Annotated in this window: 27 protein-coding genes; 13 read left to right on the top strand and 14 right to left on the bottom strand. The window is 64.6% G+C overall.

Going from position 1 to position 26022, the window contains the following annotated elements; all coding sequences use genetic code 11:
- Positions 1-142: 142 nt before the first annotated feature.
- The 6 genes from BWR02_RS05575 to BWR02_RS05550 form a co-directional block, all read right to left on the bottom strand.
- Complete coding sequence (locus BWR02_RS05575) at positions 143-562, bottom strand: cytochrome C (protein ID WP_162560035.1); 420 nt, start codon at positions 560-562, stop codon at positions 143-145.
- A 197-nt stretch (positions 563-759) separates the two neighbouring features.
- Positions 760-1236 (bottom strand): hypothetical protein, encoded by a 477-nt coding sequence (locus tag BWR02_RS05570; RefSeq protein WP_139556767.1) that lies wholly within the window; start codon positions 1234-1236, stop codon positions 760-762.
- Between the two features lie 185 nt (positions 1237-1421).
- Positions 1422-2315 carry a HEAT repeat domain-containing protein gene (locus BWR02_RS05565; protein ID WP_139556766.1) on the bottom strand — a complete coding sequence of 298 codons (894 nt, stop codon included), beginning with the start codon at positions 2313-2315 and terminating at the stop codon, positions 1422-1424.
- Positions 2316-2760: 445 nt separating this feature from the next.
- A complete protein-coding gene (locus BWR02_RS05560) occupies positions 2761-3177 on the bottom strand; it encodes a DUF1924 domain-containing protein (RefSeq protein ID WP_139556765.1) in 417 nt (138 codons plus the stop codon).
- A gap of 119 nt (positions 3178-3296) precedes the next feature.
- Positions 3297-4871 carry a fused MFS/spermidine synthase gene (locus BWR02_RS05555; RefSeq protein ID WP_139556764.1) on the bottom strand — a complete coding sequence of 525 codons (1575 nt, stop codon included), beginning with the start codon at positions 4869-4871 and terminating at the stop codon, positions 3297-3299.
- A 465-nt stretch (positions 4872-5336) separates the two neighbouring features.
- Positions 5337-6140: a thiamine pyrophosphate-dependent enzyme gene (locus tag BWR02_RS05550; protein ID WP_162560034.1), complete on the bottom strand. Its 804-nt coding sequence runs from the start codon at positions 6138-6140 to the stop codon at positions 5337-5339.
- 755 nt (positions 6141-6895) lie between these two features.
- On the opposite strand from BWR02_RS05550, the gene BWR02_RS05545 reads away from it, so the two are divergent.
- The 3 genes from BWR02_RS05545 to BWR02_RS05535 all read left to right on the top strand — a co-directional run bounded on the left by BWR02_RS05545 (position 6896) and on the right by BWR02_RS05535 (position 9103).
- Positions 6896-7633, top strand: a complete 738-nt coding sequence (locus BWR02_RS05545; protein WP_162560033.1) for a HEAT repeat domain-containing protein — start codon at positions 6896-6898, stop codon at positions 7631-7633.
- A 156-nt stretch (positions 7634-7789) separates the two neighbouring features.
- Entirely contained in the window at positions 7790-8239 is a 450-nt protein-coding gene (locus tag BWR02_RS05540) for a hypothetical protein (RefSeq protein ID WP_139556761.1), read from the top strand.
- A 357-nt stretch (positions 8240-8596) separates the two neighbouring features.
- Positions 8597-9103 carry a hypothetical protein gene (locus BWR02_RS05535; RefSeq protein ID WP_139556760.1) on the top strand — a complete coding sequence of 169 codons (507 nt, stop codon included), beginning with the start codon at positions 8597-8599 and terminating at the stop codon, positions 9101-9103.
- 109 nt (positions 9104-9212) lie between these two features.
- On the opposite strand, the gene BWR02_RS05530 is transcribed toward BWR02_RS05535, so the two are convergent.
- Positions 9213-9977, bottom strand: coding sequence for a 4'-phosphopantetheinyl transferase family protein (locus BWR02_RS05530; RefSeq protein WP_139556759.1), 765 nt, complete (start codon positions 9975-9977; stop codon positions 9213-9215).
- A 453-nt stretch (positions 9978-10430) separates the two neighbouring features.
- On the opposite strand from BWR02_RS05530, the gene BWR02_RS05525 reads away from it, so the two are divergent.
- Positions 10431-12131, top strand: coding sequence for an MFS transporter (locus BWR02_RS05525; RefSeq protein WP_139556758.1), 1701 nt, complete (start codon positions 10431-10433; stop codon positions 12129-12131).
- Between the two features lie 114 nt (positions 12132-12245).
- On the opposite strand, the gene BWR02_RS05520 is transcribed toward BWR02_RS05525, so the two are convergent.
- On the bottom strand, positions 12246-13313 hold the full coding sequence (locus tag BWR02_RS05520) for a CARDB domain-containing protein (protein WP_139556757.1): 1068 nt from the start codon (positions 13311-13313) through the stop codon (positions 12246-12248).
- Between the two features lie 73 nt (positions 13314-13386).
- Entirely contained in the window at positions 13387-14142 is a 756-nt protein-coding gene (locus BWR02_RS05515; RefSeq protein WP_139556756.1) for a hypothetical protein, read from the bottom strand.
- Positions 14143-14672: 530 nt separating this feature from the next.
- On the opposite strand from BWR02_RS05515, the gene BWR02_RS05510 reads away from it, so the two are divergent.
- The 9 genes from BWR02_RS05510 to arsB all read left to right on the top strand — a co-directional run bounded on the left by BWR02_RS05510 (position 14673) and on the right by arsB (position 23018).
- Positions 14673-15794, top strand: coding sequence for an FIST signal transduction protein (locus BWR02_RS05510; RefSeq protein ID WP_139556755.1), 1122 nt, complete (start codon positions 14673-14675; stop codon positions 15792-15794).
- Positions 15773-17476: an ATP-binding protein gene (locus tag BWR02_RS05505; protein ID WP_139556754.1), complete on the top strand. Its 1704-nt coding sequence runs from the start codon at positions 15773-15775 to the stop codon at positions 17474-17476. Before BWR02_RS05510 ends, BWR02_RS05505 begins: the two co-directional genes overlap by 22 nt.
- Positions 17477-17775: 299 nt before the next feature.
- The gene (locus BWR02_RS05500) at positions 17776-18117 is read left to right on the top strand and encodes an ArsR/SmtB family transcription factor (protein ID WP_139556753.1); all 342 of its coding nucleotides are present in this window, start codon (positions 17776-17778) and stop codon (positions 18115-18117) included.
- The gene (locus BWR02_RS05495; RefSeq protein ID WP_139556752.1) at positions 18114-18626 is read left to right on the top strand and encodes an arsenate reductase ArsC; all 513 of its coding nucleotides are present in this window, start codon (positions 18114-18116) and stop codon (positions 18624-18626) included. Before BWR02_RS05500 ends, BWR02_RS05495 begins: the two co-directional genes overlap by 4 nt.
- Positions 18627-18682: 56 nt before the next feature.
- A complete protein-coding gene (arsD, locus tag BWR02_RS05490) occupies positions 18683-19060 on the top strand; it encodes an arsenite efflux transporter metallochaperone ArsD (RefSeq protein ID WP_139556751.1) in 378 nt (125 codons plus the stop codon).
- A 31-nt stretch (positions 19061-19091) separates the two neighbouring features.
- Positions 19092-20849, top strand: a complete 1758-nt coding sequence (gene arsA / locus BWR02_RS05485; RefSeq protein ID WP_139556750.1) for an arsenical pump-driving ATPase — start codon at positions 19092-19094, stop codon at positions 20847-20849.
- Positions 20850-20899: 50 nt separating this feature from the next.
- A complete protein-coding gene (locus BWR02_RS05480) occupies positions 20900-21343 on the top strand; it encodes an ArsI/CadI family heavy metal resistance metalloenzyme (protein ID WP_139556749.1) in 444 nt (147 codons plus the stop codon).
- Complete coding sequence (locus BWR02_RS05475) at positions 21340-21828, top strand: arsenate reductase ArsC (protein ID WP_236101953.1); 489 nt, start codon at positions 21340-21342, stop codon at positions 21826-21828. The genes BWR02_RS05480 and BWR02_RS05475 overlap by 4 nt, the downstream gene beginning before the upstream one ends.
- 68 nt (positions 21829-21896) lie before the next feature.
- Positions 21897-23018, top strand: coding sequence for an ACR3 family arsenite efflux transporter (arsB, locus tag BWR02_RS05470; RefSeq protein ID WP_139556747.1), 1122 nt, complete (start codon positions 21897-21899; stop codon positions 23016-23018).
- A gap of 24 nt (positions 23019-23042) precedes the next feature.
- On the opposite strand, the gene BWR02_RS05465 is transcribed toward arsB, so the two are convergent.
- The 5 genes from BWR02_RS05465 to BWR02_RS21070 form a co-directional block, all read right to left on the bottom strand.
- On the bottom strand, positions 23043-23918 hold the full coding sequence (locus BWR02_RS05465; RefSeq protein ID WP_162560032.1) for a SphA family protein: 876 nt from the start codon (positions 23916-23918) through the stop codon (positions 23043-23045).
- Positions 23919-23974: 56 nt separating this feature from the next.
- A complete protein-coding gene (locus BWR02_RS05460) occupies positions 23975-24583 on the bottom strand; it encodes an REP-associated tyrosine transposase (protein WP_236101951.1) in 609 nt (202 codons plus the stop codon).
- Positions 24584-24923: 340 nt separating this feature from the next.
- Positions 24924-25094 (bottom strand): hypothetical protein, encoded by a 171-nt coding sequence (locus BWR02_RS20805; protein ID WP_162560031.1) that lies wholly within the window; start codon positions 25092-25094, stop codon positions 24924-24926.
- Between the two features lie 169 nt (positions 25095-25263).
- On the bottom strand, positions 25264-25413 hold the full coding sequence (locus BWR02_RS05455) for a lmo0937 family membrane protein (protein ID WP_139556745.1): 150 nt from the start codon (positions 25411-25413) through the stop codon (positions 25264-25266).
- A 129-nt stretch (positions 25414-25542) separates the two neighbouring features.
- Positions 25543-25908: a Thivi_2564 family membrane protein gene (locus tag BWR02_RS21070; RefSeq protein ID WP_201276174.1), complete on the bottom strand. Its 366-nt coding sequence runs from the start codon at positions 25906-25908 to the stop codon at positions 25543-25545.
- Positions 25909-26022: the final 114 nt, after the last annotated feature.

Raw genomic sequence — 26022 nt, 5'->3', positions numbered from 1 at the left:
GTGGTGATATCGTGCGCACGGCTTCCCCGCAACCCTCCCGGTGATCAGTCGGGGATTCTGCCCCTTGCGAAGCGAAGAATCGAGAGATAAGCGTGCGCCATGCGCACGAAACGCCTGCGCGCGGCCTGGGCCGGAGAACGAATCAGTCGATGCCGTACAGCGGATCGCTCAGTTCGCGATAGCGACCGTCCTTGGCGGACGGATGGCAGGCCTCGCAATTCGCTGCCGATTTGTGCTCGGGCCAGTGGCCGCGTGCCGCGTCGCGATGCGTGGCCTTGAACCAGGACGTGGCAGTGATCCTGGGTTCGGATGCGCCGGACGGAGCGGCCGACGGGCCTTTCCGGGCGTTCTTCAGCAGATAAAGCCGTATCGGCGCGAGGTCCTTGTCGTCCATCGACGCATCGCTGCCGAAATGCTTCGCCAACCCTTTCAGCAGGGTTTTCCAGTCCTCGGCTGGCAGCAGGCCGGCCGCATAGGGGACATGGCAACTGCCACACTCCGCTGCGTAAGCCGGGTCCATGGCAGGTGGGGCGGCCTGCGTTGTCGTTTGCGGTGCGGTCACCGCAATGGTGGCCGCGAGCCACTCAACTCTCGCGCGCAGCCTGATCCTGTCTCGGTCAGCCACTTCGCTCGGTATCCTGGAGGTCGTGGGGCGTGATCAGGCGCGTGACGCCATGAAAGCCGTCAAATCCGTTGTTGAGGAAGCGGCGGAGCCGGGTGACTCTGCCGCCGCTGTACAAGGCCAGGAAAACTCGGTGCCTACTGGTTCTGAGTTTTCGTGATCAACGTTCCCGTGTGGATATAGCCTGACGACACCGGGCCCTCGCAATGGAGTTCCAGATCGTAGATCTCCGCCCCCGTTTTGACGGTGCCGACTTTGTCCACCCACAGGGTGTAATTGCCGTTGCCGCCCTCGACGCGGGCGTAACCGCTGAACTGTGTGTTGCCATCGCCGTTGTTGTCCTGCGCAGCTCTTGCCAGGGTGCCCTTGGTGATTCTCACCCGGATGGTCGGCGCAACGACCGGTGCCTTGTCGCGCACCCGTGCGGACAGGCGGAAGGTCGGCGTATCGCCGCCTTCTTCATTCTCGCAGCTCACGCTGTAGATATCCCGGGCACTGCCGGCGTTGCCCAGTGGCTCGTTGTTGATCGAGTGGGCGCTGGTTGCCGCACCGTAGGTCAGCAGCAGGGCTGCCGTGCTGCCGCAAGCGGCCATCTTGAACATGTCGTATTTCATTTGTCCTCCTGTGTATCGTGCATCGATCTCTGGCGCCCCCAGAACGGCGTCATTTCATGCTGCGCCGCCAGGCCTGGGAGGTGTTTCGCCTTACCTTTACCTCGCGTTCGAGACGGCGAGGCCGGCCGGATCCTCCGGCCTTTTGCTTCGGGGGCGCACAGGCCCCCTTGCGCGGAGGCAGCGGTCTACTGCTGCTCCTCCGTGGCTTCGCCGCGTTCCTCCAGCTTCAGCGCGGCAAGCGTCCTGACAGTTTCGTCCGGGTCGGCCGCTGCGGCGCGCAACAGCGCGGCGCCGGTGTCGTCGTTCCACGCGCTGCTGACTGCCATCAGCCGGACTGAGGGATCCTGATCGCGCAAGGCGTCCTGCAGCAGTGGCGCGGCCTCGGGCCCGACCCTCAGTGCGAGGCCGTAGATGGCCTGGGCCCTGACGTCGCCGCTCTGGTCGGTCAGGGCCCGCTCCAACCCGGCGCGCACCTCGGGATCTCCCCGTGGCGCCTCGGCAATCAACCGCGACAAGGCGCCCGCGCGGGCCTTCGCATCCCGCGCGGAGCTTGCGGTGTCGAGCAGCTTGCTTCTGTTCTCTGCCTTCGCCATCGACTTCGGATCAGCCGTCTCATCGGCGACGGCGCACTCGGCCGAGACGCGACGTATGGCCCGCTCCTGCGCGTAGCTGCTGCCCAGTATCCACAGTTCCTGCCCCGCCTCTGCCTTGGTCCCGCCCGCGACCGGCTTCGGCTCGGCGGTGCGCATCACCAGGCCGACATCGACGCCGAGCAGGCAACGCAAGATCTGCTCCACGGTATCGCCCGCACAGGTCGCCGTCACCGTTGCCTGCGGCAATACCGAAAAGTGGATCTGCATGCCGCTCTTCGTGCCGATTTCGGTCAGCACCTGAGTCAGCGGCGCGCGCTCGACTTCGAGTATCCAGCCCGCCTTCCCGTCATCGCTGTGCTCCACCCGAATCGCCGGCGGCGGCATGGTCGCGGACCCGCCGGCGGGTGCGGTCGGGGGCAGCAACAGCAGCATGCACAAGGCCGCAAGACGAGGTATCCGGCCACGCATTTCGATGATCGGTTCCAAACGCAAACTCCACCTGGCTGCGCCCAAACTGGGCCCAGCGCGCAATCCGGCGAGGCTGTGCCTCAGGCCGACCAAAAAACCTGGGAGAAATACGATGCATAAAGCGGGCCCGGCTATTGCGCTTGGCTTTCGCGCGATGAGGGTCGCTGCCGGTTCGCGCGAAAGGCGGCATCGGGTGTGTGAAATGACACAGCGGAATGAGTGATTTCACGCATTTCAATGCCATCGATAGGGATTTATCGAGGCGTTTGGGGGGGGCGATCGTTCCAGGCGCTGGAACTCTTTTTCCCTTCCATCGACGGGGCAATTCATGGTGCCCCCGCGCCATGCCTCGCACCGCAGGATGCGGCCAGATTCCGTGATGAACGCGGGCATTCCCGAGCGGAATCATGGGAACGAAGAGCGCCCGTGGACCTTTGTGCGACAGTGTCGCGGGGAAGGCCGTTCAGGGCTTCAGCCCGATCAGATAGCTCAGCACATCCCCTTTTTCCTGTGCGCTGCACTCCCGCCCGAGCACGTCGCCGCAATTCCGCTTGAACCACTTGGCCACCTTCTTCGGATCGGTGAACCGCTTGGCATTGGCCGCGGGCGCCAGCGGGTCGATCGGCTTGTCGGTCTTGGCGTGTTTACCCGGCTGCCGGGGATCTTCCGTGTGGCACGATGCGCAACTCCAGTCGCTGTGCTTCGTCTTGAAGAACTGCTCGCCGCGCGCCGCGTCGAAACCAGCGAAACCGGCCGTTTCCGCGGCAGCCTGCTGCTGCAGCGTGGCCAGCACCTCGGCCGGTGTCGTGGCCCGGGCAGCCGGCGCCAGGCAGAGCATCGAGAGCGGCAGGAGAGATAGAACAGCCGAATTTTTCAGCATGCGGGAGCCTCGTATACGGAAGTTGGGTGAGCGCGAAACCTGCGCCGCAAGTCCGGTTTGCGCGGGCGCCACGCCGGCCGCGTAACAGCGAACGCGGCACCGGCGCGGCAGGACCCGCGTCAGCGCACGAGCAAATCGGTGCCCAGCCACTCGACGATCATGTGCCGGTAGTGCTCGGCCTTGCGGGTCTGCAAGTGTTCCAGCGGGTTGAGATTGTCGCTCAGCACGACGCCCCGGCTGCGGTCGACGCTGACCAGACGAGCCCGGAGCCAATCCGATTGCTGCGGGGTCAGCGATGGCGTGGCGACGTTCAGCGGTTTCTCCGAAGCCAGAAAGATGTAATCGCCGAAATCGTCGCCCGGTTCGGCGACGAAGACCGATTGGGAGGGGAACACCCGGCCGATGGTCTGGGCAACCGAAGCCAGTGCGGGATTCTGCCCGCCATCGGCGTAGCCGACGAAATTCAGGGCGACGATGCCGTCCTTGGCCAGCATCCCGCGCAATTGGGTCAAGGTCTCCTGCGTCAGCAGATGGGACGGTTCCGAACCGCCGGTGAAGCAGTCCAGGATGATCAGGTCATAAGGCCCCGTCAGGCGGCGAATTTCGTAGCGCGCATCGCCGACGACGGCCGTGCCGGTGGGGGTGAAGCCGAAAAACTGGCGTGCCGCGTCGTCGACGGCCGGGTCGATCTCGATGGTGTCGGTCACGATCCGGTACTTGTCGCGCAATCCCATCGCCATGTGGCCGGCGCCCTGACCGATCAGCAGCGCCCGGCGGATGTGGGGCGATATCGCCGGGATCAGTTCGACGATGTCCTGATAGGTCAGCGCGTTCGTGCCCTTGGAAATGCTCGCGGCACCGATCACCGAGGCGTCCGACGTCAGCATGCGCAGGTTCCGGGCCGGCTCGTCGATGACGCGGACCCACCCGTACAGGCTCTCCTGTTCGGAACGGATCGCGAACTTGCCGGCGCCGGAATAGGCATGTCCGGCGCCCACCACCGCCGGCAGCAGCATCAGTCCGAGCACGGCCAGCAACAGGCTAGGCAGGGCGGCGATGGTACGGTCGGAAAGGCGCCGTTCGTACAGGGCGATTACGCCGCCGAGTGCGAACAGCACCAGCCCGAGGCCGATCAGGGTCTCGCGGGATCCGACCAGCGGGAACAGGAAGAAGCCGAGCACCAGCGTCCCGATGACGCTGCCGAGGGTGCTGACCGCGTAGATCGATCCGGCGCTGCTGCCGATGCCGTCGAGGCGCGAGGTCGCCAGCTTGATGGCGAAGGGTCCGACCATGCCGAGAAAGGTCAGGCTGGGGGAGAACAGCACCAGCGCACTCACGAAGGCGCCGGCGCGCAGGCCCAGTGGGTCGGTCGCCAGCAGCACGGGTCGCGTGGCCCAGGGAATCACCAATGTCAGCAATGCCGCCAGCGAGATGACCAGCGACAGGCCGGTGCGCGTGGCCCGATCCGCCCAGCGGCCGCCCGTGAAGTAGCCCAGGGCCAGCGCGATCATCGTGACCGAGATCAGCGAGGACCAGACGTAGAGACTGGCGCCGTAGAACGGCGCGATCATGCGGGTGCCGAGCAACTCGATCACCATGACGGCAGCGCCGGTGACGAAGACGGTCAGATAGATGCCGGATTTGGCGAAGGTATGCCGCGCGCCCGAGTGGGGCGCCGAGGTCGTATCGTTCATCGGTTGGGTCGTCGTCTGGGAGTTGGGCAAATACCGCAAGCCGGCGCATTCGATTGTGCGCTGCGGCCGGCGCCTGGGGCGCAGGGGACTATAGCAGCAAGATACCTGCCAGTGTCACGGTGATGCCTGCCGCGTATTCCGATGGCGGGCGCTGAGCTGATCCGTTGTAGTGGGGGTCGTAGGAGTCTGCAGACAAAGCAAGGAGCGATCCATGTCCTTGCGGTGCACGGGTGAAGCGCTCGCAGCCTTCGCGCGATGATCCCGGCGCGGGTGCTCCGACAGCTTGGGGGTGTGATGCTGGCGTTGTATCCGGCGTCGAGTCGCGCGATGCCCGTGTGTGCCTGGGCGGGTTTGGACCCACTGGGGAGGCCGGCGTTGGAGCCGGGGCGTCGCGCTGCTTGAGCAGACGTGGCGCCCCGGGAAGCGAGGATTATTTGATCCGTGCGTGTTCCGTCAGGTTTGAGTTCAAGGTCTCGGCCAGACCTGCTTGCCTTTTGCAACGATCGGTAGATCGCGATTGAGTTGAGCTGCAGACGGCGTGATCTTTATGTCAGAGCCTGCGCCGCAGGATGGATCGAGGGGAGCCGTTGCCGCCCGCGTGATGGTCAGCGTTGCCGGTGAGTTGTAGCCGTGGCCGCCGACCCCATCGAAGTTGGAGCCAACGGCTGGGGTCCACAGCTGAACCGTCTCGTCGTTGAAGCCGCTGATCGGGGTCATTTTGCAAATGTCCGCAATGGCGACAACCAGGGTGACCGACTTGGCGCAGGAGGCGTCTGGGATCCGCACGGCTGTCGTCACGAAGGGCACCAAACCCCGCAGCGTCCCGCTGCCGCTGGTCGGCAAGGAACCCTGCTTTACGTAGAACCCCACTCGGTTGCCCAGTGCGTCGAACTTCTCTTCGCCGTATTTCCAGACGTCACTGCTGACGACCAGACGATTGGCGCCGATCCAGCCTTCGAGGTAATCATCGACGTTGCCCGGGGCCGGCGTTCCGTCGCTGTAAGTGATGGTCGGTTGCATGGCTTCGTCGTCTGCCGTGCTGGTGGGAAACACGGTAGAGTTTGCGATGACCGGTGCGCTGCTGTTGCCGCTGACGGGGTCATGGCAGCCGTGGGCCACGACGACGTTGTTGTAGTTCACTTTCCCGGCGTGGCCGAGTGTGGCGCTGCCTTCAATGACCGGCACTTGAAGGCGAGTATGGGAAAACGCAGTCTGGCTGGCGATTGCGATAGCGGTTCCCATCGAAGCAACAATCAGTTTTTTAAGCATTTCTTGTTTCCTGTTTGTTTCCGTCACTGCAAAGTCTCTGGGTCTGGAGGCTGGGCGCCTGAGTCATTAGTCCAGTTTGAGGTCGCCCTGTCCGTTCCAGATCCTCCCCTGTAAAGCCCTCTAATCGTGGGCAGAGCGCCAAACACACTTTTCGTGCCATGCAGGCTCGCGCCGCGTCAGAGGCATCTGGACTGACCGGGTCGCGGTCGTTCCGGCGTGTTTCGGTGCGGGAAAGCGCTCACAAACATGGGAAATGACGCAGTTGACAACGATTCTCGGCGACGCAGGATTCTCGGTGCCGCTATGCCGCTATGCCGCGTCCGCTGCCGCGTTGGATACAGGTCTTCCGCGGCAGAAGCCAGTGCCTGTGTCATCAGGGTGGAGCGGTGCAGCCCTGAGCGCCGCGCCGCGCGTGGCGGCTGGCCATCACCCCTGTCGCGGTGTGCTTGAGCCAAGGACCAAAGGTCGGTTCGGCGTTCGGCGATGTGCAGATGCATCGTTGGCATTATTTCTGCAGTTTTGACTGCCTGCCGTTAGGGTCAGCGACACTGGACCGTGCGCCATTGTTTGTGTCCGCCGCCCCGGCCATGGCGATTTAAGAGATCAAGGTTCGGTTGGTGGCGATGACGAAGGTGCGGAAGATCGCGTTAGGTTCGTTGGCATGGGTGGTGGTAAGCGCGGCCTCAGAGCCTTGCCGTGCAGTTCCGTCGGAGGCGCCACGCAACGTCGTCGCAACCAGAACGGCCAGCGGCTTCTTGACTCTGGACGCGAGGGCGGCGCCGCTTGGCGCTGCGATTGACGAGCTGTCGCGGGTTGCCGGAGTGGCGATTCACTACTCGGTACTGCCCAAGGAGGTCGTGACGGCGACCTGTGCCGGGACTTCGCTGCTGACGGTTCTCGCGTGCCTGGTTGGACCCGCCGTGAACGTCGTGGCGGTGGATGCGGCCGATGCGGCCCGTGGCGGGTCGGAGGGACAGGCCGATGGCTTATGGATTACGGGCAGTAGCCTGGCACCTCGCGGGGAGACGGGAGAGTCTGGCGCCGGCGGGTGCACGCCCGCTGCGGGTCGGAAGCCCATCCGGTCGGACCGAGACATCAGGACCGCCAGGCTGACTCGAAAGGAAAAGGCGGACCTCATCGAGAAAAGTACCGGTCAGGATCCGGTGCAACGGGCTGATGCCGTCGCGCGTCTGGTGCTGGAGACTGGCCAGGGCGATGTAGAACTGCGTCGAGTCCTTGAGGCGGGGTTGACGGACAAGGATGCCCGGGTGCGCGTTCAGGCGGTTTACGGCTTGGCTCGAGAACCCAGTCCCGAAGCGCTTCCCGCGCTTCGAGAGGCGCTGCATGACGTCGATCCTGACGTGCGCCTGATGGCGGTCGATAGCATCGGTGCCGACGCCGCGATGCGTCCGCTGCTGGAAGAAGCCTTGGGGGACAGCGACGAAACCGTGCGGCAAGTGGCTGCGACGAAACTCAGGTCGGCGGACCGGTGATGACTGGCTTCTCTGCCGGGTGGAACTTTCGGGCTTTGGCTCGGGTGATGGCGGTGCGCCGAGCCCGCTGCGTAGACGCTGTGGGAGCTTGAAGGCGCCCGCAGCCAACCGTTCGCCCCACGTCATGGGGGCGTCTCAACGCTGGAGAGCAATGCAATGAAAAATAGGGTTATTGGTGCTTTTGGGGTGTTGGCTGGCATCGGGCTTGCGCCGGGGGTGTTGGCCCATACGCAGGGGGGGAGCTTGGGCTCGCCAGCCGCTGCAACGGACTACTACACCGTGACATGCTCCGACGACGGTAACGGTGCCCCGCTTTCGCTGGCGGCGCAGGTTCAGGATCTCTTGCCGGCCGGGTCCGCGCTGGTCAGCGTGACGGCTAAAAAGGGCAACGCGGTGACACACAGTACCGATATCGGAACCGATGGCGATGCGAACCCAAGCCCGGTGGTGTATCTGAATGGTGGCGCCGGGGTATACGACCTGATGGTATCGAAGAGCCGAAGCGGCGCCGAGACCTATACCCTGACCTTTCATTGCATGACCGGCACGAACGGCACTGGCGTGCATACGGGCACCAGCGATCCGGGAGTGCGGCAGAACCAATAGCGTGTCGCTAGAGCTGAGGGAGCGGGCCCGCCCGCGAATGGGCCTGGTCATTCATCACGTTGCGGCCAACCGCAAAGAACTGCATTGGAAGGCAGGCGGCACGGACGACAGGGCAGTTCGGGACTCGTGGGGATCCTTCACAGGCCAGCCCGAGCCCCCGCGCATACCCGCGTTCTGGAAGGCAACGCCACGCCAGTTGCGGGATGGTGCGAAAGCCGAGCAGAGCCCAAGCGCGACATGGCCACATAGCCTCCGCTTGCTTCTGTCGAACTCGCGCGGACGGAGAAGTCAGCGCGAGTTCGGAGTGCTTGGCCGGAAAGCGGTCGGGAGACACGGTTGCCAGGTGTGAAATCGTCGATGCGGCGAACCAACGAAGACATGATGTGTGCTGCGCGTTTCCTGCTCGCCACGGGAGTCCTTTGCGCTGCCCTCCCGGTGGCTGCCGTGAATGACTCGAAGCGATCCCCGATGGATCCCATCTATATTGAGGAGTGCGGGTCCTGTCACGTTCCCTACGCGGCGGAGTTTCTGCCGGCGTCCTCCTGGAAATCGCTGCTCGGAAAGCTGTCGGAACATTTCAAGTTCGATGCTGTTCCGGACAAGGAACATCTGAAGCCGATTTCCGACTACTTGTTGAAGCATGCCGGGCCGGTGACCTGGTTCGGAAAACCCCCGTATCCCGAGCAGATCAGCCGAGCTCGCTGGTTTCTCGGCGTCCATCAGAACATCGATGAGGTGGGTTGGCCCCGGATAAGGAAGATGGCCAATTGTGGCGTGTGTCATCCCGACGCACAGCAGGGGAAGTACAACCGGCTGATCGAGCCGGCCACTCAGTACCCATTTCGTCCCTTCAACGAGCGTTGACGCTTGGCGTTGCCGCACCGCCCGGCAGCTCGCTCGTTATCGGCAAGGACCATTGCCATGCTTCGGTCTTCGGGCGCGCCGGGCCCCGCGCCTTATCGTCGCCGTCGTGCTATGCGTACCCACGGGACAAGTCATCCAATCGCGAGTTGCCTGTCCACGCGAAGCGTCGGACACGCGCCAGACAGCGCGTGACCGCCAGCCCTGCTGCGTAGCCCACCGGTGCGTCCAGCGACACCAAGCGCCAGTCCAACCCGTCGTCCCGTTTGGCCTCGATCGCGATGCGGAACGTGTGGCCATTGGGATCGGGCATGATCTCGAACGCGCGCAGCGGGAGCGTCAGGCCGCAGCCTCGGCCCTTGAGATAGGCTTCCTTGAGCGTCCAGATCGCCCAGGGGGGCAGCGCTGCCTTGCCGTGGCCGTCCGACAAGCCCTGCGCCTCGCGCGCGGAAAACATATCAGGACACAGCGCCGGCCAGTCGATGACGCGCGTCGTGTCCTCGATATCGACGCCGACTTCGGCGCGCGCCACCGCAATGAGGGCCAGCGCGCCTGAGTGGCTGAGGTTGAAGCGGATGCCCCTGCCAGCGCATTCCGCGGGAAGGTAGGGCTTCCCGTGCTCGGTCGTCAGGAACTGCAATCGGTCGGGTCCCATGCCGACATAGCGGCTCAGAATCCGCCTCAGGGCGGTGTGGGCCGCAACCCAGCGTCGGCGGTCCCGCTCGAAACGAAAGCGCTGCGCCCGCTGCCGCTCGGTCTCGTCCAGGCAGCACGGCCAGGCATCCGGTGCATCGAGATCGACTTCCCAGACGTGGACCTCATGCTCATCCACCCGCAGGGGGGGCTCGATTGCCGAGTTGTTCGAAAGGTCGTGCACGGGGTGGACTCGGTGACGTCGTTCGATTGTGCCGTCGGAGTCGGTCGGACCGCGAGTCCGGCACACGGCATTCTACGGGTTGTGGTGGGCTTCATGCCAAGGCTGTGCCGCGGCCGAAGGAGCGCCTTCCGCGTGGGCCACAGTCGTTGGAACAGACCCATGGCATGCCCGGCTCGCGGCTCGTTGCGGTGGCGGGTAGCATAACGGGGGCAGGCGACTCATTCACCGGATGCCGGTGGGGTCGCCGGCACCCCGATAGGAAACGCCGAACCGAAGCCGTGCCGGTGTGGTTCGGCTCCCGTGAGACAAAACGCGGTTTCGCCTCACTTGCCGGGATCGAACGTTCACGACGTGTGATTCTGGCGATTCATCCGGCTGGCGCGGGAAGCTCCGGATGCAGCACGACTTCCCTTACCCTGGCAACGCCAAACCCAGACCGCCGGAGAACCGAGCATGCAGGCGCACGACAGTACAGCAGGCAAGGACACGGAGAGTGCCGTCGCGGAAACCTTCGTGGCCGGAACGGACGTGGCCAGCCCGGCGCCGTTCAGCGCCGCCGCGCCGACGGAAGGGCTGGCGTCAGCCACGAACGCATGGAGTCCTCTGCGGCAACGCCTGTTCCGCGGTCTGTGGCTCGCCTCGATTGCCTCGAACATCGGGACCTGGATGCAGGACGCGGGCGCGGCCTGGCTGATGACGACGCTGGCGCCATCGCCCACCTGGGTCGCCGCGGTACAGGTGGCAACGACGCTGCCGATCCTGGCCTTTGCGTTGCCGGCCGGCGCGCTCGCGGACGTCGTCGATCGCCGCCGCCTGTTGATCGGAGCGGAGATCTGGATGCTGGTGATGGCGGGGTTGCTGGGCGTGACGACGCTGCTGGGCCGGACGACGCCGGAATCGCTGTTGGCCCTGACGCTGGCGCTGGGGCTCGGATCGGCGTTCGCCATGCCGGCCTGGGCAGCGCTGATGCCCGAACTGGTGCCGCGGCCTCAACTCAAGCCCGCGATCACGCTCAACGCGCTGTCGATGAACCTGTCGCGTGCCGTGGGCCCGGCGCTGGCCGGTTTCCTGATCGCCGAGACCGGCACCGGGCCGGTATTCCTGCTGAATGCCGCGTCGTTCCTCGGCATTCTCGCGGTGCTGCTGCGCTGGCAGCGGCCGCCGCGCGACAGCAGTCTGCCGGCCGAGCGGTTGTTCGGCGCGATGCGGGCTGGGATCCGTTATGCCCGACATTCCCCGGCACTGCTCCGGGTCATCGTGCGCGTGGGCACCTTTTTCACGTTCGGGAGCGCTGCGTGGGCGCTGATGCCGCTGCTGGTCCGCCTCGAATGGAAGGGAGGTCCGACCGCTTACGGCTGCGTGCTGGCGGCGATGGGCGGCGGGGCGATACTCGCGGTGTTCGGGCTGCCGCGGCTGCGTCGGTTGCTCAGCGACGACTGGCTGGTCGGTCTCGCCTCGCTGCTGTACGCGGGTATGCTCGGTTTGCTGGCGCTGGTGCCCGGTCTGGTGCCGGGCCTGGCAGTGGCCGCCGGCGCCGGAGCGGCCTGGCTGAGCGTGATGACGACCCTGCAGGGCGCCGCTCAGGTCGCCTTGCCGGCCTGGGTTCGTGCGCGGGGTCTGTCGTTGGCGATGGTCGCGATGATGGGCGGCATGGCCGGGGGCAGTCTGCTGTGGGGTCAGGTCGCGAGCCACAGTTCGCTCCACGATGCGCTGATCATCGCCGGCATCGGCCTGGCGGTCGCAACGCTGGTGACCCTGCCGCTTCGGGTCGGTGGTTTCGAGAAGCATGACCTGACGCCGTCCCTGCACTGGTCTTCGCCCCTCTCCGAGCCCGACGTCGAACATGACCGAGGCCCCGTGCTCATCACCCTCGCTTACCGCGTCAAGCCTGATCGGTGCGAGGAGTTTCGTCGGCTGATGAAAGCCTTGCGTAAGTCGCGCCGGCGCGACGGGGCGTACTACTGGCAATTGTTTCGCGACACCGCGCACCCTGACTGGTATCTGGAGACCTTCCTGGTCGAATCCTGGGTCGAGCACCTGCGGCAGCACGAGCGCGTCACCGTCGCGGACCAGCGGCTGCAGGACCGTGTTCAGGATTGCCTGCATGAGCGGGCCGAACCCAGGGTTTCGCACTGGATTGCGGAAACCGGCTAGGCCTGGGCAGCACGCCCGGGAAACGTCGGATGCGAAAAAAGGCGGCGCCGGGTCAGGCGCCGCCTTCCGTTTGACCGATGCCCCGCACGCGTGCGCGGGAGCGGAGCGGTTCGGCTAGTTCACCCGAATGATGTGATAGGCCGTGTTGTTGGTCGACGTAATCTCGGCGAGCGTATTGTTCCAGTCCACATAGGCGCCGATGTAGTACGTGTTGCCGGAGGTCAGCGTGGCCGGAATCGTGATCGTGCGGGTGTAGGTGGACACGTCGCCCCGGCCCAGCCCGAACGGGAAGGTCTGCAACTGTGTGTCGGCGGTGGTGATCACGGCATTCGTCGAGAGGTACATGCCGACGCTGGTGTTCTGATAGCTCTCGCCGTTGTTTTCATAGGTGAACTCGACCCGGACCTGCTGCCCCTTGGTCACCTGGTACCGGCGTTGCCCGTTGAAGGTGGTGTACGGCAGTTCCACGCCCGAGGTGTTGTACATCTTGGTCAGGCCGTGGCTGCTGTATTCGCCCGAAGCGCCGGTCCGCTTCATGTGGACGACACCGACGTCTTCGATGACACCGCCGGACCAAAGTCCGTAGAGGGCCACCGCGCCATCGTTGGCATCCTCGCCCGAATAGCTCCGTGCCGTCTGGTCGGCCAGACTCACATGGTTCCAGTCGGAGCCCATGATGTTGTACTCATCCGCTTCATGACCCAGGCCGAGCGCGTGTCCGTACTCATGCATGGCCGTCGTCTCGAACGGCCGGTAGGCACCGCCGTAAGGCCAGATGGAGGTCTTGTTCATCGAGGTCGTATAGCCGGCCGCGTTGTAAAAACAGATGTCGGTTTCCGTCAACTGACCAGACCCATTCCACCAGGAATAGGTCACGGCGGGGCTGCACAGGCTCGCATCGGAGCTGAACCAGACTTCGCTCTGGCCGTTTCCCAGGCCGACCGATGCATCGTTGTAGAGCTGCGTAAACCGGAAATTGCTGGGATTCTGGTTCCATCGGGAAGCCACCGTGCCGAGCGCGGTTCGATAGGCATTGCCCGCCGGGAAACTTACGGCCGATGCGCGCAGGGTCGCGTTATTGGTCGGCCAGCGAGCATAGGTGGTGTAGCCGAAAGCCGAGAGGCTCAGCATTTGGGCGCAGAGGCCCAGGACAAGATGTCGCGTGGTGATTCGGATATTCATCGGTATTGCTCCTGTAAGGGGTTTTGCTGCGGTCACGCAGGTAATGCGCGGCGACCGGAGTTATCTGTTCTTGTCAGTGGGCGCTCGGGGGAGCGGCCGGGGTCATGTCGATTTTGGGCAGCGCGGCCTGTGGGTCGTCGCCGCTGAAGGCTTCCAGTCGCGCAACCGGGCTTTTGGCCACGGTGTCCACGATGGCCTGTGCGAAGGCATCGGAGCGCATCGCGTTCGACGGCGTTCCAGGCGCTTCGGCTTTGGCGTGGCTCTGGAAGCTCATCGTCCGACCGGCGACATCGGTCGTGACGACTTCCTGGAAGGCATGGCGCTTGCCGGTATGCACGCTTTTACCCTTGTCGATCGTGACTTCCTGTCCTTCGTTGCTGTAAACCTGATCGCCGATGACGCGGAACCGTCCTTCCTTGTTGCGGACCAATGAGCTCAAGGTGCCGCCTTTTTTGGCGAAGACGATGTCTTCGTCGCCGACGTCGAACAGCGGAGTCTGATCGCTGGTCATGAACAGGCCCGTGCGTGGATCCAGACCACCCAGGAAGCGCAGGGTGACCGTCTTCCCGGCCGGAGCGCCTTTCATGGCGGTGCTGACCTTGAACGTCACGAAGGTAAATGGCAGTTGGGCACTGTCGGGTCCGGTCGGCTCGGACAGTTCGTATTTCACGGTGTCCACGGTGCCGCGGAAAATGAAGTCAGCCTCGCTGACATAGGCATCCAGTTTCGGAGAGCCGCCGGAGCTGGTGGCAGGGCTCTCTGCGGAATAGATTCCGCCAACCGCAATGACTGCGGCGATAATCTTGCTGAGGTGATTATTGCGGTACATGGTGTTTTCCTCTTCGGTTTGGCCTGGGTCTCGTGAAACGCGATCTGTTTTTGGGTGAGGTATTTGATAATCCAGCCCGGATAGCGTCCGGATGGTGGTATCTGTAAATGACCTTCACCCGCCATGAATCCGGTTTCCTCCGGACTCGGGCGTAGATTACCGGCGGCCTTTTCATCGCTCCGTGACCGGTTACCAAGCCGGCCTGTGAAATATTCCCCGCCGGTCATCTCCGTCGATCACGATGCAGACTTGGTCGCCATGGAGCGGGAGGAACCATCGATGACGAGGTGCATGGGGCCTGCGATGTTTCGTTTTCCCGGGTCCCGCGGCTTGCCGATCGAGCGTCATGGCAGGGAGGGATTAGAGGCTCAGGCGGGTCGTTCCTGGCGGTCGCGATGCCGGAAGCGAGCACGCTACTTTCCAGCGGTTGGCTGGGGGATGTCTTGCCGTCTCGGCTGCTCTCTGATGTACTCCGAAGTGAACAATGACTGCTCCGAAGGGCGTAGTCCGATGATGGGACAAGGGTCACAATGACGACAGAGCAGGCGTGCTACGGGCCCACGGGCGGCTTGGCGGAACTTCTGCAGCGGTCCAGCGCGCCCGGTGCCCTGGTGCTGCTGCCCGAAGGAGAAGCTGGCCGCGTCAGTGCGATCCAGCGCGCTTTCAGGCAAGCCGGTCGGCGGTTGGTGGGGGCGATATTTCCGGCGCTGGTCGACGGCGCGGCGTTTCGTGAGCAGGGATGCTGGGTTCTGCCCTTCGAGTCCATGCCACCCGCAGCCTTGCTGGGTGACCTGCCGGGGGGGGCGGAGCAGGCGGCGGCGAAGATTGCCGCTGCCGTCGAGCCGCTGCTGACCGCCGAGCCTTTGACGCTGTTCATGGTCTTCGACGCGACGATCCCGAACATCGGCTCAATTCTCGATGCGCTTTATCTGCGTCTGGCCGATCGCGTCGCGTATGCCGGAGTGAACGCGGGCAGCGAAACCTTCCGCCCGATGCCCTGCCTGTTCGACAGCGGCAAGCTCGTTGGCGGAGGCGTGCTGTGCCTGCTACTGCCCGGCCCGCAAGGCGCGGCGCTCGATCACGGCTATCTCGCGCCGCCGATGGTCATCTCCGCCACCGCCACTGACGGTAACCGGATTCTCTCGATCGACTGGCGCCCGGCCTTCGCCGTGTACCAGGAACAGGTGCGGTCGCTGTACGGCGTCGAGCTGACGTCGGAGAACTTCTACCGCTGCGCCACCCATTTTCCGTTCGGCTTGCTGCTGGCCAACGACGAAGTCATCGTCAGGATCCCGGTGGCCGTGGAGCCCGATGGCTCGCTGCACTGCATCGGAGAGGTGCCACCCAATGCGATGCTGACCCTGCTCCGTGCGCCGGACCTGAATGCCGCGCAGACGGCCCGCAGGCTGGCGGAGCGTCTGCGCACGGATTTCGGCGGTGCGGCCGGCCGGGATCTGGTGACCTTCTACTGCGCCGGTCGGCGCGCTCACCTCGGTGCCGACGCCGTCGAAGAACTCGCTTGCCTGGCCCGCGCAACCGGCGCTCGGCAACTGGCCGGCGCCTTGTCGCTGGGCGAGATCGGCAGCCTGAGCTCCTGGGGCTATCCGCTGTTTCATAATGCGACTCTGGTTTGTCGGCCGAGGTTGCCGTAATGGAGCGCGAGCGCATCCTGACCGTGCTGTACGACCTCGCGCTGGTGATCGGCGCTCAGGTCGAGCTCGATGCCCTGCTGACCCGCAGTCTCCAGCGGATTCTGCTGCACACGGCGTTTCCGGCCGGCGTCGTGCTGTTGAATTGCGTGGCCCGCAACGCGGACATCGAGACCGAGATCGCGGCCGCCATCGGGAATTTCGCACTGGCGAACAAGCTCGGTCAGACGGTGATATTGCCGGAGCGCTTGCTGAATGGGCCGGCAGAGCTCTGCCGTGATTCCGAACTGATTTCCTGCATTCCGGGCGCCGAGCATTATCGGTGCTGTCTGCGGCTACCGATCGACGGCCAGGGGGTGATCCTCTTGCTGGCGCCGGCAGAACCGGCGACCGATCTGCCCATCACCCAGGTCTTTCAGCCGGTCATGAGCAACCTCGCCCGCGCCATCATGCTGTGCCGCAATCACGCCGCCTATCTGCGCGGGTTGCGCGAGGCCAAGGAAGCAGCCGAAAGCGCCAGTCTGGCGAAGAGCGCCTTCCTGGCCAACATGAGCCATGAGATCCGCACGCCGCTGAATGCGGTCATCGGCCTCGCCTATCTCGGTCACCGCGATACGCATGAGCCCCAGGCGCGCAGCCAGTTCGAGAAGATCTCCCAGGCGGCAAAGCATTTGCTGCAGATCCTCAACGACATTCTCGACATTTCGAAGATCGAGGCCGGCAAGATGCAGCTGGCCGCGGCCACGTTCGAGCTGCGCGACGTCATCGAGAATGTCCGCGGCCTGAACGAACACAAGGCCAGAGACAAGGCGCTGGGGTTGGTGGTCGAACTGGGACCGAATCTCGACGGTGCGTTTCTGGGGGATCCTCTCCGTTTGAGGCAGGTCCTGCTGAATCTGGTCGGCAATGCGTTGAAGTTCACTGACAGCGGCGAAGTGCGCTTGCGGGCACAGGTCGAAGAGGAGGGCAGCCCGGACTCGGGCTTGCTGGTGCGCTTCGAGGTACGGGATACCGGTGTCGGGATCGCTCCGGCGGATCAGGACCGCCTGTTCGAGGCGTTCGAGCAGGCGGACGGATCATCGACCCGGCCGCATGGCGGGACCGGACTGGGCCTCGCCATTGCCCGGAAGCTTTCGCAGTTGATGGGTGGCGATGCCGGGGTCGAAAGCACGCCGGGACAGGGCAGCACCTTCTGGTTCACGGTGCGGCTGCACCGCCAGACGGCCATGCCGCCGGCAGCACCCCATCCAGCACCGGCCATCTCGGTGGAGGAAGCCCTGAGACTCCGACATGCGGGCGCTCGTGTGCTGCTCGCCGAAGACAATATGATCAATCAGGAAGTAACCTCGATGCTGCTCGAAGACGTGGGTCTGTGTGTCGACATTGCGGCCGACGGTGCCGCGGCTGTCGAGCGCGCCCGCTGTGGCGAGTACCGCCTGATCCTGATGGACGTGCAAATGCCGGTGATGGATGGGCTGGAGGCGGCGCGCCGCATTCGTGCTCTGCCAGAGCGGTCGGCTCCGCCGATTCTGGCGATGACGGCCAATGCCTTCGAAGAAGACCGGCAGCGCTGTCTCGCGGCCGGGATGGTCGACCATCTCGGCAAGCCCGTCGAGCCCGCCGTGCTTTACGGCAAGATCTTGCGCTGGCTGGATCGGCCGCCGGGCGTCGAGCCCGGTACCTGAGTCTGCGCCGGCCGGGCAAGCGTCGGGTAACCGTTCACGCCCCCCTCGCGGGAGCGATCCGGGAGGCCGAGACACGCCGTGAATCCGTCCCTGGCTCGGCTGCGGGTTCCCGCCCGCAGACGGTCTCCGCCCTCCCGGCCCGCGCCCACTACCCGACAAGGCAGCAGGGTGAATGGTTACGATCGTCGGCTCCTCCTCCTGCGGGTCGCTGGTCACTCGTCCTGTCGCTCCTCGCGAGTCCGGCGCGCAGGTTTCCTGTGCCTCTTGTCACGTCTCGATATTTCGACTAATGTAGAAATATGGAAAGTAAAATGGTTGTGGCCGCGCTGTCGGCCCTGGCTCAGGAGTCGCGCCTCGCGATCTTTCGCCTGCTGGTGCAGGCCGGCCCAGCCGGTTTGTCCGCAGGGCGGATCGCGGAGTCGCTGGCTGTGCCCTCGTCCTCGCTGTCCTTCCACCTGAAGGAACTGAGCCGCGCCGACCTGTTGCTGTCGCGCCAGGACGGTCGCTTCGTGATCTACTCGGCCAACTTCGACGCGATGAACCGGTTGATTGCCTACATGACCGAGAACTGTTGCGGCGGGGAGCCCTGCGGGACGGATGATGTTGCAGGCGGGGTCTGCTGTGAGGAAGCCCGTGCATGAGTGAGAAACCCTACACTGTCCTGTTCATCTGCACCGGCAATTCGGCCCGCAGCATCATGGCGGAGGGCCTGTTGAACACACTCGGCGCCGGGCGCTTTCGGGCATACAGCGCCGGCAGTCACCCGACCGGTGTGGTCAACCCCCTGGCACTCGAAAGGCTTCGGAAGGAAGGCATCGATACCACGGGGCTGCGCAGCAAGAGTTGGGAGGAGTTCGCGCGCCCCGGTGCCCCGGAACTCGACTTCGCGATCACGGTCTGCGATCGGGCCGAGGGCGAGGCCTGTCCGGTCTGGCCGGGGCAGCCGATTACCGCGCATTGGGGCGTTGCCGATCCCGCCGCAGCCATCGGTTCGGAAGGCGAGCAGCGCCTGGCCTTTGCCCGGGCCTTCGCTCTTTTGGAACGCCGCATCGCACTGTTTGCCAACCTCAATCCGGCCAGCCTGGAGCGAATCGCGCTGGAGCGCGAGACGCGTCGCATCGGTCTCGAAGGTGCCGGCCCGCGCGGCTGAGAACGAGCCAGGCCGATTGCACTGATTTCACTCTGGTCATTTGCAGGAGTCACGCCATGAAACGCTTTGAAATCTACGAACCCGCCATGTGCTGCTCCACCGGAGTCTGCGGTGTCGACGTCGATCCGGTGCTCGCACAGTTTGCAGCCGATCTGCAGTGGTTGGCCGAGCAGGGCGTCGAGGTCCTGCGCTACAACCTGTCGCAGCAGCCGCAGGCTTTCGCCGCGAACCCCGCTGTCGTGAAGGAGATGGAGGCGGGGATCGAGCGCCTGCCGGTGGTCACCGTCGATGGGCAGGTTGTCTCGACCGGCGTCTATCCGTCCCGCGATCAACTGCGGCAACGGCTGGAGCACGGTGCGGCGGCCGGTCAGCGGGTGGTCGCCATCCCGGTCGTCGAAGCGGGTGGCTGCAAGCCCGGCAGCGGCTGCTGCTGAACCTCGCAGACGGCCCGGCAGGTACGACCCCATGGAACTGAAGCTGCTGACGACCCGCCACCTGTTCTTCACCGGGAAGGGTGGCGTCGGCAAGACGTCGCTGTCCTGCGCGACCGCGCTGGCGCTGGCGGAGTCCGGAAAACAGGTGCTGGTCGTCAGCACCGATCCGGCGTCGAATCTGGATGAAGTGCTGGAGGTATCGCTTGGGTCGACGCCGACCGCGGTACCGTCCGTCGACGGCCTGTACGCACTGAACATCGATCCGGAGGCAGCCGCGCGCGAGTATCGCGAACGGACGGTCGCTCCCTATCGGGGCGTGCTGCCGCCGGCGGCCATCCAGAGCATGGAAGAGCAGTTCTCCGGCGCCTGCACGGTGGAGATCGCCGCTTTCGATCAGTTCTCGGCGCTGCTGGGCGACCCGGAGCGCACCCGCGAGTTCGACCACGTCATCTTCGATACCGCGCCCACCGGCCATACGCTGCGGCTGCTGTCACTGCCGTCGGCCTGGAACGACTTCATCGGCTCGTCCGCGAATGGCGCCTCGTGCCTGGGTCCACTGGCGGGATTGGAGCAGCAGCGCGCGTTGTATGCGGCGACGGTGGCAAAGCTGGCGGATGCGGCGCAGACCACCGTCGTGCTCGTCGCGCGCGCCGAGACGGCCGCGCTGCGCGAGGCGGAGCGGACCGCCGGGGAACTGGCCGCGCTGAACATACGCAACCAGGTGCTGGCGATCAACGGCGTGTTCCGCGCGTCGGAGCCGGGCGATAGGGTTGCCGATGCGATGACCGAGCGCATGCGCGCGGCGCTGGCCGCGATGCCCGCCGCGCTGACCCGTTTGCCCCGTTTCGAGACCGCGTTCGTGCCGGGCGGCCTGACCGGCATCTCGGCCTTGCGGGATTTCTGTACGCCCAACGGGGCGCGCGCCGAACGGACGGTTCCAGTTGGCTTGCCGCCTGATCTGGACCGGCTCGACCGTCTGGTCGCCGCACTCGAAGCTGCCGGGCGGGGCGTCATCATGACCATGGGCAAGGGCGGTGTCGGCAAGACCACGGTTGCCTGTGCGATCGCTGCCGCGCTGGCTCACCGCGGGCATCGGGTGCTGCTGTCCACTACCGATCCGGCGGCCCACGTGGTGGCGACGATCGGCGCGCCGGTGTCCGGGCTGTCGGTGGCTAGGATCGACCCGGCGGCGGAGGTCGAGCAATACCGGCGCGAGGTTTTGGCGAGCGCCGGGGCAAGTCTCGACGCGCAAGGCCGCGCGCTGCTGGAGGAAGATCTGCGTTCCCCTTGTACGGAAGAGATTGCAGTATTTCGCGCTTTCGCGAAGACCGTCGATGTCGGCAAGGACGGTTTCGTCGTTCTCGACACGGCGCCGACCGGCCACACGATCCTGCTGCTGGATGCCGCCGAAGCCTATCACCGCGAGGTCATGAGGGTGCAGGGCGACATGCCCGTGGCCGTCCGCGAGTTGCTGCCGCGCCTGCGCGACCCCGCATTCACCCGCGTGATCATCACGACGCTGCCCGAGGCCACGCCGGTGCACGAGGCGGAGCGTCTGCAGGCGGATCTTCGACGGGCGCAGATCGCGCCCTACGCCTGGGTCGTGAACCAGAGCCTGCTGGCCAGTGGCACCCGCGATCCGCTGCTGGCCGAACGCGGTAAGCACGAGTTTCCCTACATACGGCGGGTAGCCGACGAACTGGCCGAGCGGTGTGTGCTTGTTCCCTGGCTGCCGGAGCCGCCCGTCGGCGTCAACGGGCTGGCCGTCCTGACCGAGCGTGCCGCCTGAAGCCGGTTCCGGTTGCCCGTTATCAGGCATCAATCCGAAGAGGTTCGACCGTGAAAAGACTGCATGTCCACCTCGCCGTGGACGATCTGGACAGAAACATCGCGTTCTACAGTGCCTTGTTTCAGGCGGAGCCGACGATCCGCCACGCCGATTATGCGAAATGGCTGCTCGAAGATCCGCGCGTCAACTTCGCGATTTCCGCTCGTGGTAGAGCGCCGGGGCTCGATCATCTCGGCATCCAGGTCGAGTCTGATGACGAACTGGGAACCGTGCGGGCCGCTTTGACCGCGGCCGAGTTGCCGGTCGCCGCTCAGCAGCAAGCGGCCTGCTGTTACGCCAAATCCGACAAGTACTGGACGGTCGACCCGCAAGGCATCGCCTGGGAGGCCTTCCACTCGCTGAGCGCGATCCCGCTGTTCGGAGATGACATCGTCATCCGCGTCGCGCCCGTTTCGAACTGTTGCCAACCGTCTGAACAAGGTGATCCATCGTGAACTCGAGACCCCTGAACATCCTGGTGCTGTGCACCGGCAATTCCTGCCGCAGCGTCCTGGGTGAAGCCCTGATCAATCATTTGAGCGCCGGTCGCTTCCGCGCCTACAGTGCCGGCAGCCATCCGGTGGGCAGGATCAATACGAACGCGCTGGCCACGCTGGCGCGGCACGGCCTGCCGACCGGCGGCTATACCAGCAAGTCCTGGGATGACCTGGGCGACACGCCGATCGACATCATGATCTCAGTCTGCGACTCCGCCGCCGGCGAGACCTGCCCGGCCTATCTCGGTACTGCAGTGCGTGGTCACTGGGGTCTGCCCGATCCCGCTCATGTCAGCGGCAGCCCGGACGTGGTCGAAGCGGCCTTCGAGGAAACCTATGCGGCGCTGGAAAAGCGTATCGGCCAGCTGTTGGCGCTGCCGGTCGAGACGATGTCGAGGACCGATCTGGCCGCCGCGTTGAATCGGATCGGGGAACAGGCCTGAGGCCATTTCGGCCACGCAACTCGGACACGTTTCAAGTACCCGCCCACCAAACCATCAGGTCGCCAGGCATGAGCACGGTTGAAGATTCCAGTTTGCCCCAGGTGGGATCGACGGGTCCCAACGCAGAGCCCAAGCGGCTCAGTCTCTTCGACCGCTATCTGACGGTCTGGGTGGCGCTGTGCATGTTCGAGGGAGTCCTGATCGGGAAGGCGATGCCGGGGCCGGTCGCGGCCCTGCGCGAGATGGAAATCTCGCACATCAATCTGCCGATCGCGGTGCTGATCTGGCTGATGATCTTCCCGATGATGCTGAAAGTCGATTTCGGCTCGGTGCTGAACGTCGGCAAGAACCCGAAGGGCTTACTGGTCACGCTGTTCGTGAACTGGCTGGTGAAGCCGTTTAGCATGGCCTTGCTGGGCTGGCTGTTCTTCAAGCACCTGTTCGTGCCTTGGATCGGGCCGGAAGACGCCGACCAGTACACGGCTGGCGTGATCATTCTGGCCGCCGCGCCGTGCACCGCGATGGTCTTCGTCTGGAGTTATCTGACCGACGGCGATCCGGCTTACACGCTGGTACAGGTGGCGGTCAACGACCTGATCATGCTCGCGGTCTTCGCGCCGATCGTGAAGTACCTGGTGTCCGGTGCATCCGGGCTGGAAGTCCCGTTCGACGTGCTGTTGTACTCGGTGATCGTGTTCATCGTGATACCGCTGGCGGCTGGGGTGCTGACGCGACGGTGGCTGCTGCAAGCTAAGGGTCGGGACTGGCTGGAGCAGGAGTTTCTGCCGCGGCTGCATCCGGTCGCGATCAGCGCGCTCTTGCTGACGCTGGTGCTGATCTTCGCGTTCCAGGCCGACAACCTGACCGGCCGCCTGCTGCATGTCGGACTGATCGCGATCCCGATCCTGATCCAGGTCTATTTCAATTCCGGCCTGGTCTATGGCCTGATGAAGCTGTTCAAGGTCGACTATGCGATCGCGGCGCCGGGTGCGTTGATCGGCGCCAGCAATTTCTTCGAACTGGCCGTCGCCACCGCGATCACACTGTTCGGGCCCGAGTCCGGTGCCGCGCTGGCCACGGTCGTCGGTGTGCTGGTCGAAGTGCCGGTGATGCTGTCGGTCTGCTCGGTCTGCAATCGCACGCGGGGCTGGTTCGCACAGTCCGTGCACGTGTCTGCGGGACGCGCGTGATTGCGTCTGGCCGCTCCGCGAGCGTCACGGGAGCGGCCAGGCCAGCAAGGACAGGCTGACGACCAGTATCTGCCCCTCCGTTCGCGCTCGCGCGCCCAGGTCCCATTCGTAGCGGGCCGTCAATTTCCCGCGGATGGCCGGGATCGTGATGCCGATCTCGGGGCCGACGCCGTAGACCCGCTCCCGCGCACCGCGCGCGGCGGCCGGTAAGGCCGAACCGGTGTCGTCCGCGACCTGCCACAACGCATAGGCGGCGACGCCAAAATCCAGTATCTGGAAAAACTTGGCGCCGAAGCCGCCCTGCAACTGCACCGTATCGCCGCGGGTCAGGTCGATCGAGAGCTTCCGGTGGTAATGGTTGTAACTGGCGAGCGCGCTCAGCCGCCAGCCACGGTCGTCATCGAAGAACAGCGTTCCTCCCAGCGACAGCTGCTGTGTCCATTGCGGCTGTCCCAGTCCTTCGCGATTCAGTTGCCCGGTCGGTGCATAAAACGCGTAAGACCCGACGGCATCGTAGCGCTGTGAGCGCCAGCCGATCTTCAGCGGCTGCACGACCAGATCGCCGAGCCCGGATCGGCCGATATCGGTCGGCGGCAGATCGGCCTGCGTCGACATCCACGCGACCGGAACCGCGAAAGCGGCGCTCAGATAGGGCCAACCGTCGGGTTTGATCGTTCCCGACACGCCGATCACGTTGGCATAGGCATCGATTTCGAGACCCTTGATGGGCAGCGGTTCCCCTTTGCGATTCAGCAGCCGGTCGGCAGAGTAATAGAAGAATCGATCACCGGCATAGACCCCTTCCGGCGATTGCGTGCCCGCGTCCAGCCCGACCGAGCCGAGCACCCGCTGGCCGAGCTCGCCGTCCGCTGCGGCGGCGTTGGCGAGCAGCCAAAGCACCGCCCACCATGACCTTGTAGGAGCGGGCCATGCCCGCGATTCTTTCTGCCACGGGCCTATAACCACGCCGCGTCCCAAAACGGATAATCGGCCAAACGCTCCACCAATCCCGCACGGAGCGGATTGGCGACGACATAACGCGCGGCGGTCCGAAAATCTTCATGGGATCGTAGGGCGTGATCGTGGTAGGCCGCCTGCCACAATGCCCCGCATCGGTTCAGGACCCGATTCGCGTGGCGGGCGCTTGCCGATTTTACTCGGTTGACCACTCGATCCAGCGAATCCTGTTCCCCCAGTTGCAACAGCCAGTGCGCGTGGTCGGGCATCAACACCCAGGCCAGCAGCGATGCGTCGCCCAGGACTGCCGGATCGATGAAGCAACGCGCCGCTGCGCAACCCGCTTCAAAGCTGGCGAAAAAGCTTTGGCGGTCAACCGTCGCCGAGGTCACCAGATAGGCTTGATACGGCACCGATACGCGCCCGCGCCGCAGAGCGTGGTTGCCGGGGAAACCTGCGTTGCGGGCGGGGTCGCGGTCAGGGTCGCGGGCGTGGCCCGCTCCTACGGCGCGGGGTAGAGGGTTGCGGTTGGGCTCACGGGCATGGCCCGCCCCTACGGCGGGGGGTAGAGGGTCGATCGGGTAATGGCGGGCGTCGGCCTCGTTCATGCTCCTGGACGTTTCTCCTTGCCCGGCAGTGGCGTGTCGGTCAGGCCGGCGTGCCACTTGCTGAATGTTCGGCTATGGCCGGTCCGGCGAACTGCGGTTGGTCGCGTGCCGGGGCTGGCCATCGGGTTTGGCGGATTCTAGCTTTCGGACGTCGTCAGGAGAAGCGCAGGGTCGCGGGCGTGGCCCGCTCCTACGGCGGGGGGCGGATGGTCGCGGTTGGGGTCGCGGGCGTGGCCCGCTCCTACGGCGGGGGGCGGATGGTCGCGGTTGGGGTCGCGGGCATGGCCCGCTCCTATGGCGGGGGGCAGATGGTCGTGGTCAGGGTCGCGGGCATGGCCCCCTACGGCGAGCAGACATCAAGGCTCGCGGAGCATGCGGTGCAGCGGATAAACAACGACCGCAGGATGGTTTCGATGGTATCGGCCGCCGCAGTGGCAGCACCGCTGATTTCATCGCCGATGGCACCAATCACCCAGCGGAGCGCATCACCGAAAACACGGAAGAGCCTCATGATGTTGACTCGTGTGGTGATTGATCGATCCGGGACCGTAGGTCGATGCCCGTCGTGTCAGGTGCGGGAATGTCGGGCAGGTCCCCGAGACTTTCTTTCGAAAGCCCGGGGAAACGCTTCCTGGTTGGAGTTCCCGGAGGTGGCACCCCGTTTGCGCCGGGCGTGCCCGCTACAGCACTCTTCGGCCTTGAATGACGCGAAGGATGATCACGACGACCGCGATGACCAATAGAATGTGAATGAATCCTCCCAAGGTATAGGAAGAGACCAACCCCAGTACCCAGAGAATAACCAGGATGATGGCGAGTGTTTCGAGCATTGTTTCTTCTCCAGAAGAGCCCATCCGTTGGCGAAAATGGTGCCCCCGAGGCGGTATTCGATGTCGCCATCGAACACGCTCGGGAGACGCTCAAAAAACCTAGGTCGAATAACGGATAAGGCTGAAAAGCTATGGGCTTCCGACGTGGATTCTGGGGATTCCACTCAGAATACCGAAGGCGCTCAGCAGCCACAGCACCACCGCGATGATCACCACGATATTCAGGATCTGCTTCATGCGCGATTCCATCGGGATGTAGCTATTGACCAGCCACAGCAGGATGCCGACGACGATGATGCCGATCACTATGGATAGCAACTCCCTTGGGACTGCGCTCAGGACTCCGAATACATTCAGCAACCACAGCACCACCGCGATAATTACCACGGCGTTCAGGATCTGTTTGATGCGCCCCTCCATGGGGATATAGCGGTTGACCAGCCATAGCAGAACACCGATGACGATGAGCGTGATGACGAGCGAAATTAGGTCCATGACTTTTCTCCAGAAAACTTAATAACATGAGTGGCGTAGACGATGCCGCCTGCCCGTATCTTCCCTGTCGACAACCACGTCGTCTCAGGGGCCTGAGGGATAGGCTCGGATCGG

It is taken from the genome of Methylotetracoccus oryzae, from assembly GCF_006175985.1.
GTDB classification, from domain to species: Bacteria; Pseudomonadota; Gammaproteobacteria; order Methylococcales; family Methylococcaceae; genus Methylotetracoccus; species Methylotetracoccus oryzae.
The sequence above is the reverse complement of the archived record's forward strand: the minus strand, read 5'-3'. Positions and strand labels throughout refer to the sequence as shown.

What these genes read in the sequence shown, in the direction of transcription:
- BWR02_RS05550 (WP_162560034.1), bottom strand. Translation starts at nt 6,140, where the DNA reads ATGCTTAAAAAACTGATTGTTGCTTCGATGGGAACCGCTATCGCAATC.
- BWR02_RS21070 (WP_201276174.1), bottom strand. Translation starts at nt 25,908, where the DNA reads ATGGACCTAATTTCGCTCGTCATCACGCTCATCGTCATCGGTGTTCTG.
- BWR02_RS05555 (WP_139556764.1), bottom strand. Translation starts at nt 4,871, where the DNA reads ATGAACGATACGACCTCGGCGCCCCACTCGGGCGCGCGGCATACCTTC.
- BWR02_RS05495 (WP_139556752.1), top strand. Translation starts at nt 18,114, where the DNA reads ATGAGTGAGAAACCCTACACTGTCCTGTTCATCTGCACCGGCAATTCG.
- BWR02_RS05540 (WP_139556761.1), top strand. Translation starts at nt 7,790, where the DNA reads ATGAAAAATAGGGTTATTGGTGCTTTTGGGGTGTTGGCTGGCATCGGG.
- BWR02_RS05535 (WP_139556760.1), top strand. Translation starts at nt 8,597, where the DNA reads ATGCGGCGAACCAACGAAGACATGATGTGTGCTGCGCGTTTCCTGCTC.
- arsD (WP_139556751.1), top strand. Translation starts at nt 18,683, where the DNA reads ATGAAACGCTTTGAAATCTACGAACCCGCCATGTGCTGCTCCACCGGA.
- arsA (WP_139556750.1), top strand. Translation starts at nt 19,092, where the DNA reads ATGGAACTGAAGCTGCTGACGACCCGCCACCTGTTCTTCACCGGGAAG.
- arsB (WP_139556747.1), top strand. Translation starts at nt 21,897, where the DNA reads ATGAGCACGGTTGAAGATTCCAGTTTGCCCCAGGTGGGATCGACGGGT.
- BWR02_RS05460 (WP_236101951.1), bottom strand. Translation starts at nt 24,583, where the DNA reads ATGAACGAGGCCGACGCCCGCCATTACCCGATCGACCCTCTACCCCCC.
- BWR02_RS05570 (WP_139556767.1), bottom strand. Translation starts at nt 1,236, where the DNA reads ATGAAATACGACATGTTCAAGATGGCCGCTTGCGGCAGCACGGCAGCC.
- BWR02_RS05520 (WP_139556757.1), bottom strand. Translation starts at nt 13,313, where the DNA reads ATGAATATCCGAATCACCACGCGACATCTTGTCCTGGGCCTCTGCGCC.
- BWR02_RS20805 (WP_162560031.1), bottom strand. Translation starts at nt 25,094, where the DNA reads ATGAGGCTCTTCCGTGTTTTCGGTGATGCGCTCCGCTGGGTGATTGGT.
- BWR02_RS05560 (WP_139556765.1), bottom strand. Translation starts at nt 3,177, where the DNA reads ATGCTGAAAAATTCGGCTGTTCTATCTCTCCTGCCGCTCTCGATGCTC.
- BWR02_RS05455 (WP_139556745.1), bottom strand. Translation starts at nt 25,413, where the DNA reads ATGCTCGAAACACTCGCCATCATCCTGGTTATTCTCTGGGTACTGGGG.
- BWR02_RS05525 (WP_139556758.1), top strand. Translation starts at nt 10,431, where the DNA reads ATGCAGGCGCACGACAGTACAGCAGGCAAGGACACGGAGAGTGCCGTC.
- BWR02_RS05500 (WP_139556753.1), top strand. Translation starts at nt 17,776, where the DNA reads ATGGAAAGTAAAATGGTTGTGGCCGCGCTGTCGGCCCTGGCTCAGGAG.
- BWR02_RS05515 (WP_139556756.1), bottom strand. Translation starts at nt 14,142, where the DNA reads ATGTACCGCAATAATCACCTCAGCAAGATTATCGCCGCAGTCATTGCG.
- BWR02_RS05510 (WP_139556755.1), top strand. Translation starts at nt 14,673, where the DNA reads ATGACGACAGAGCAGGCGTGCTACGGGCCCACGGGCGGCTTGGCGGAA.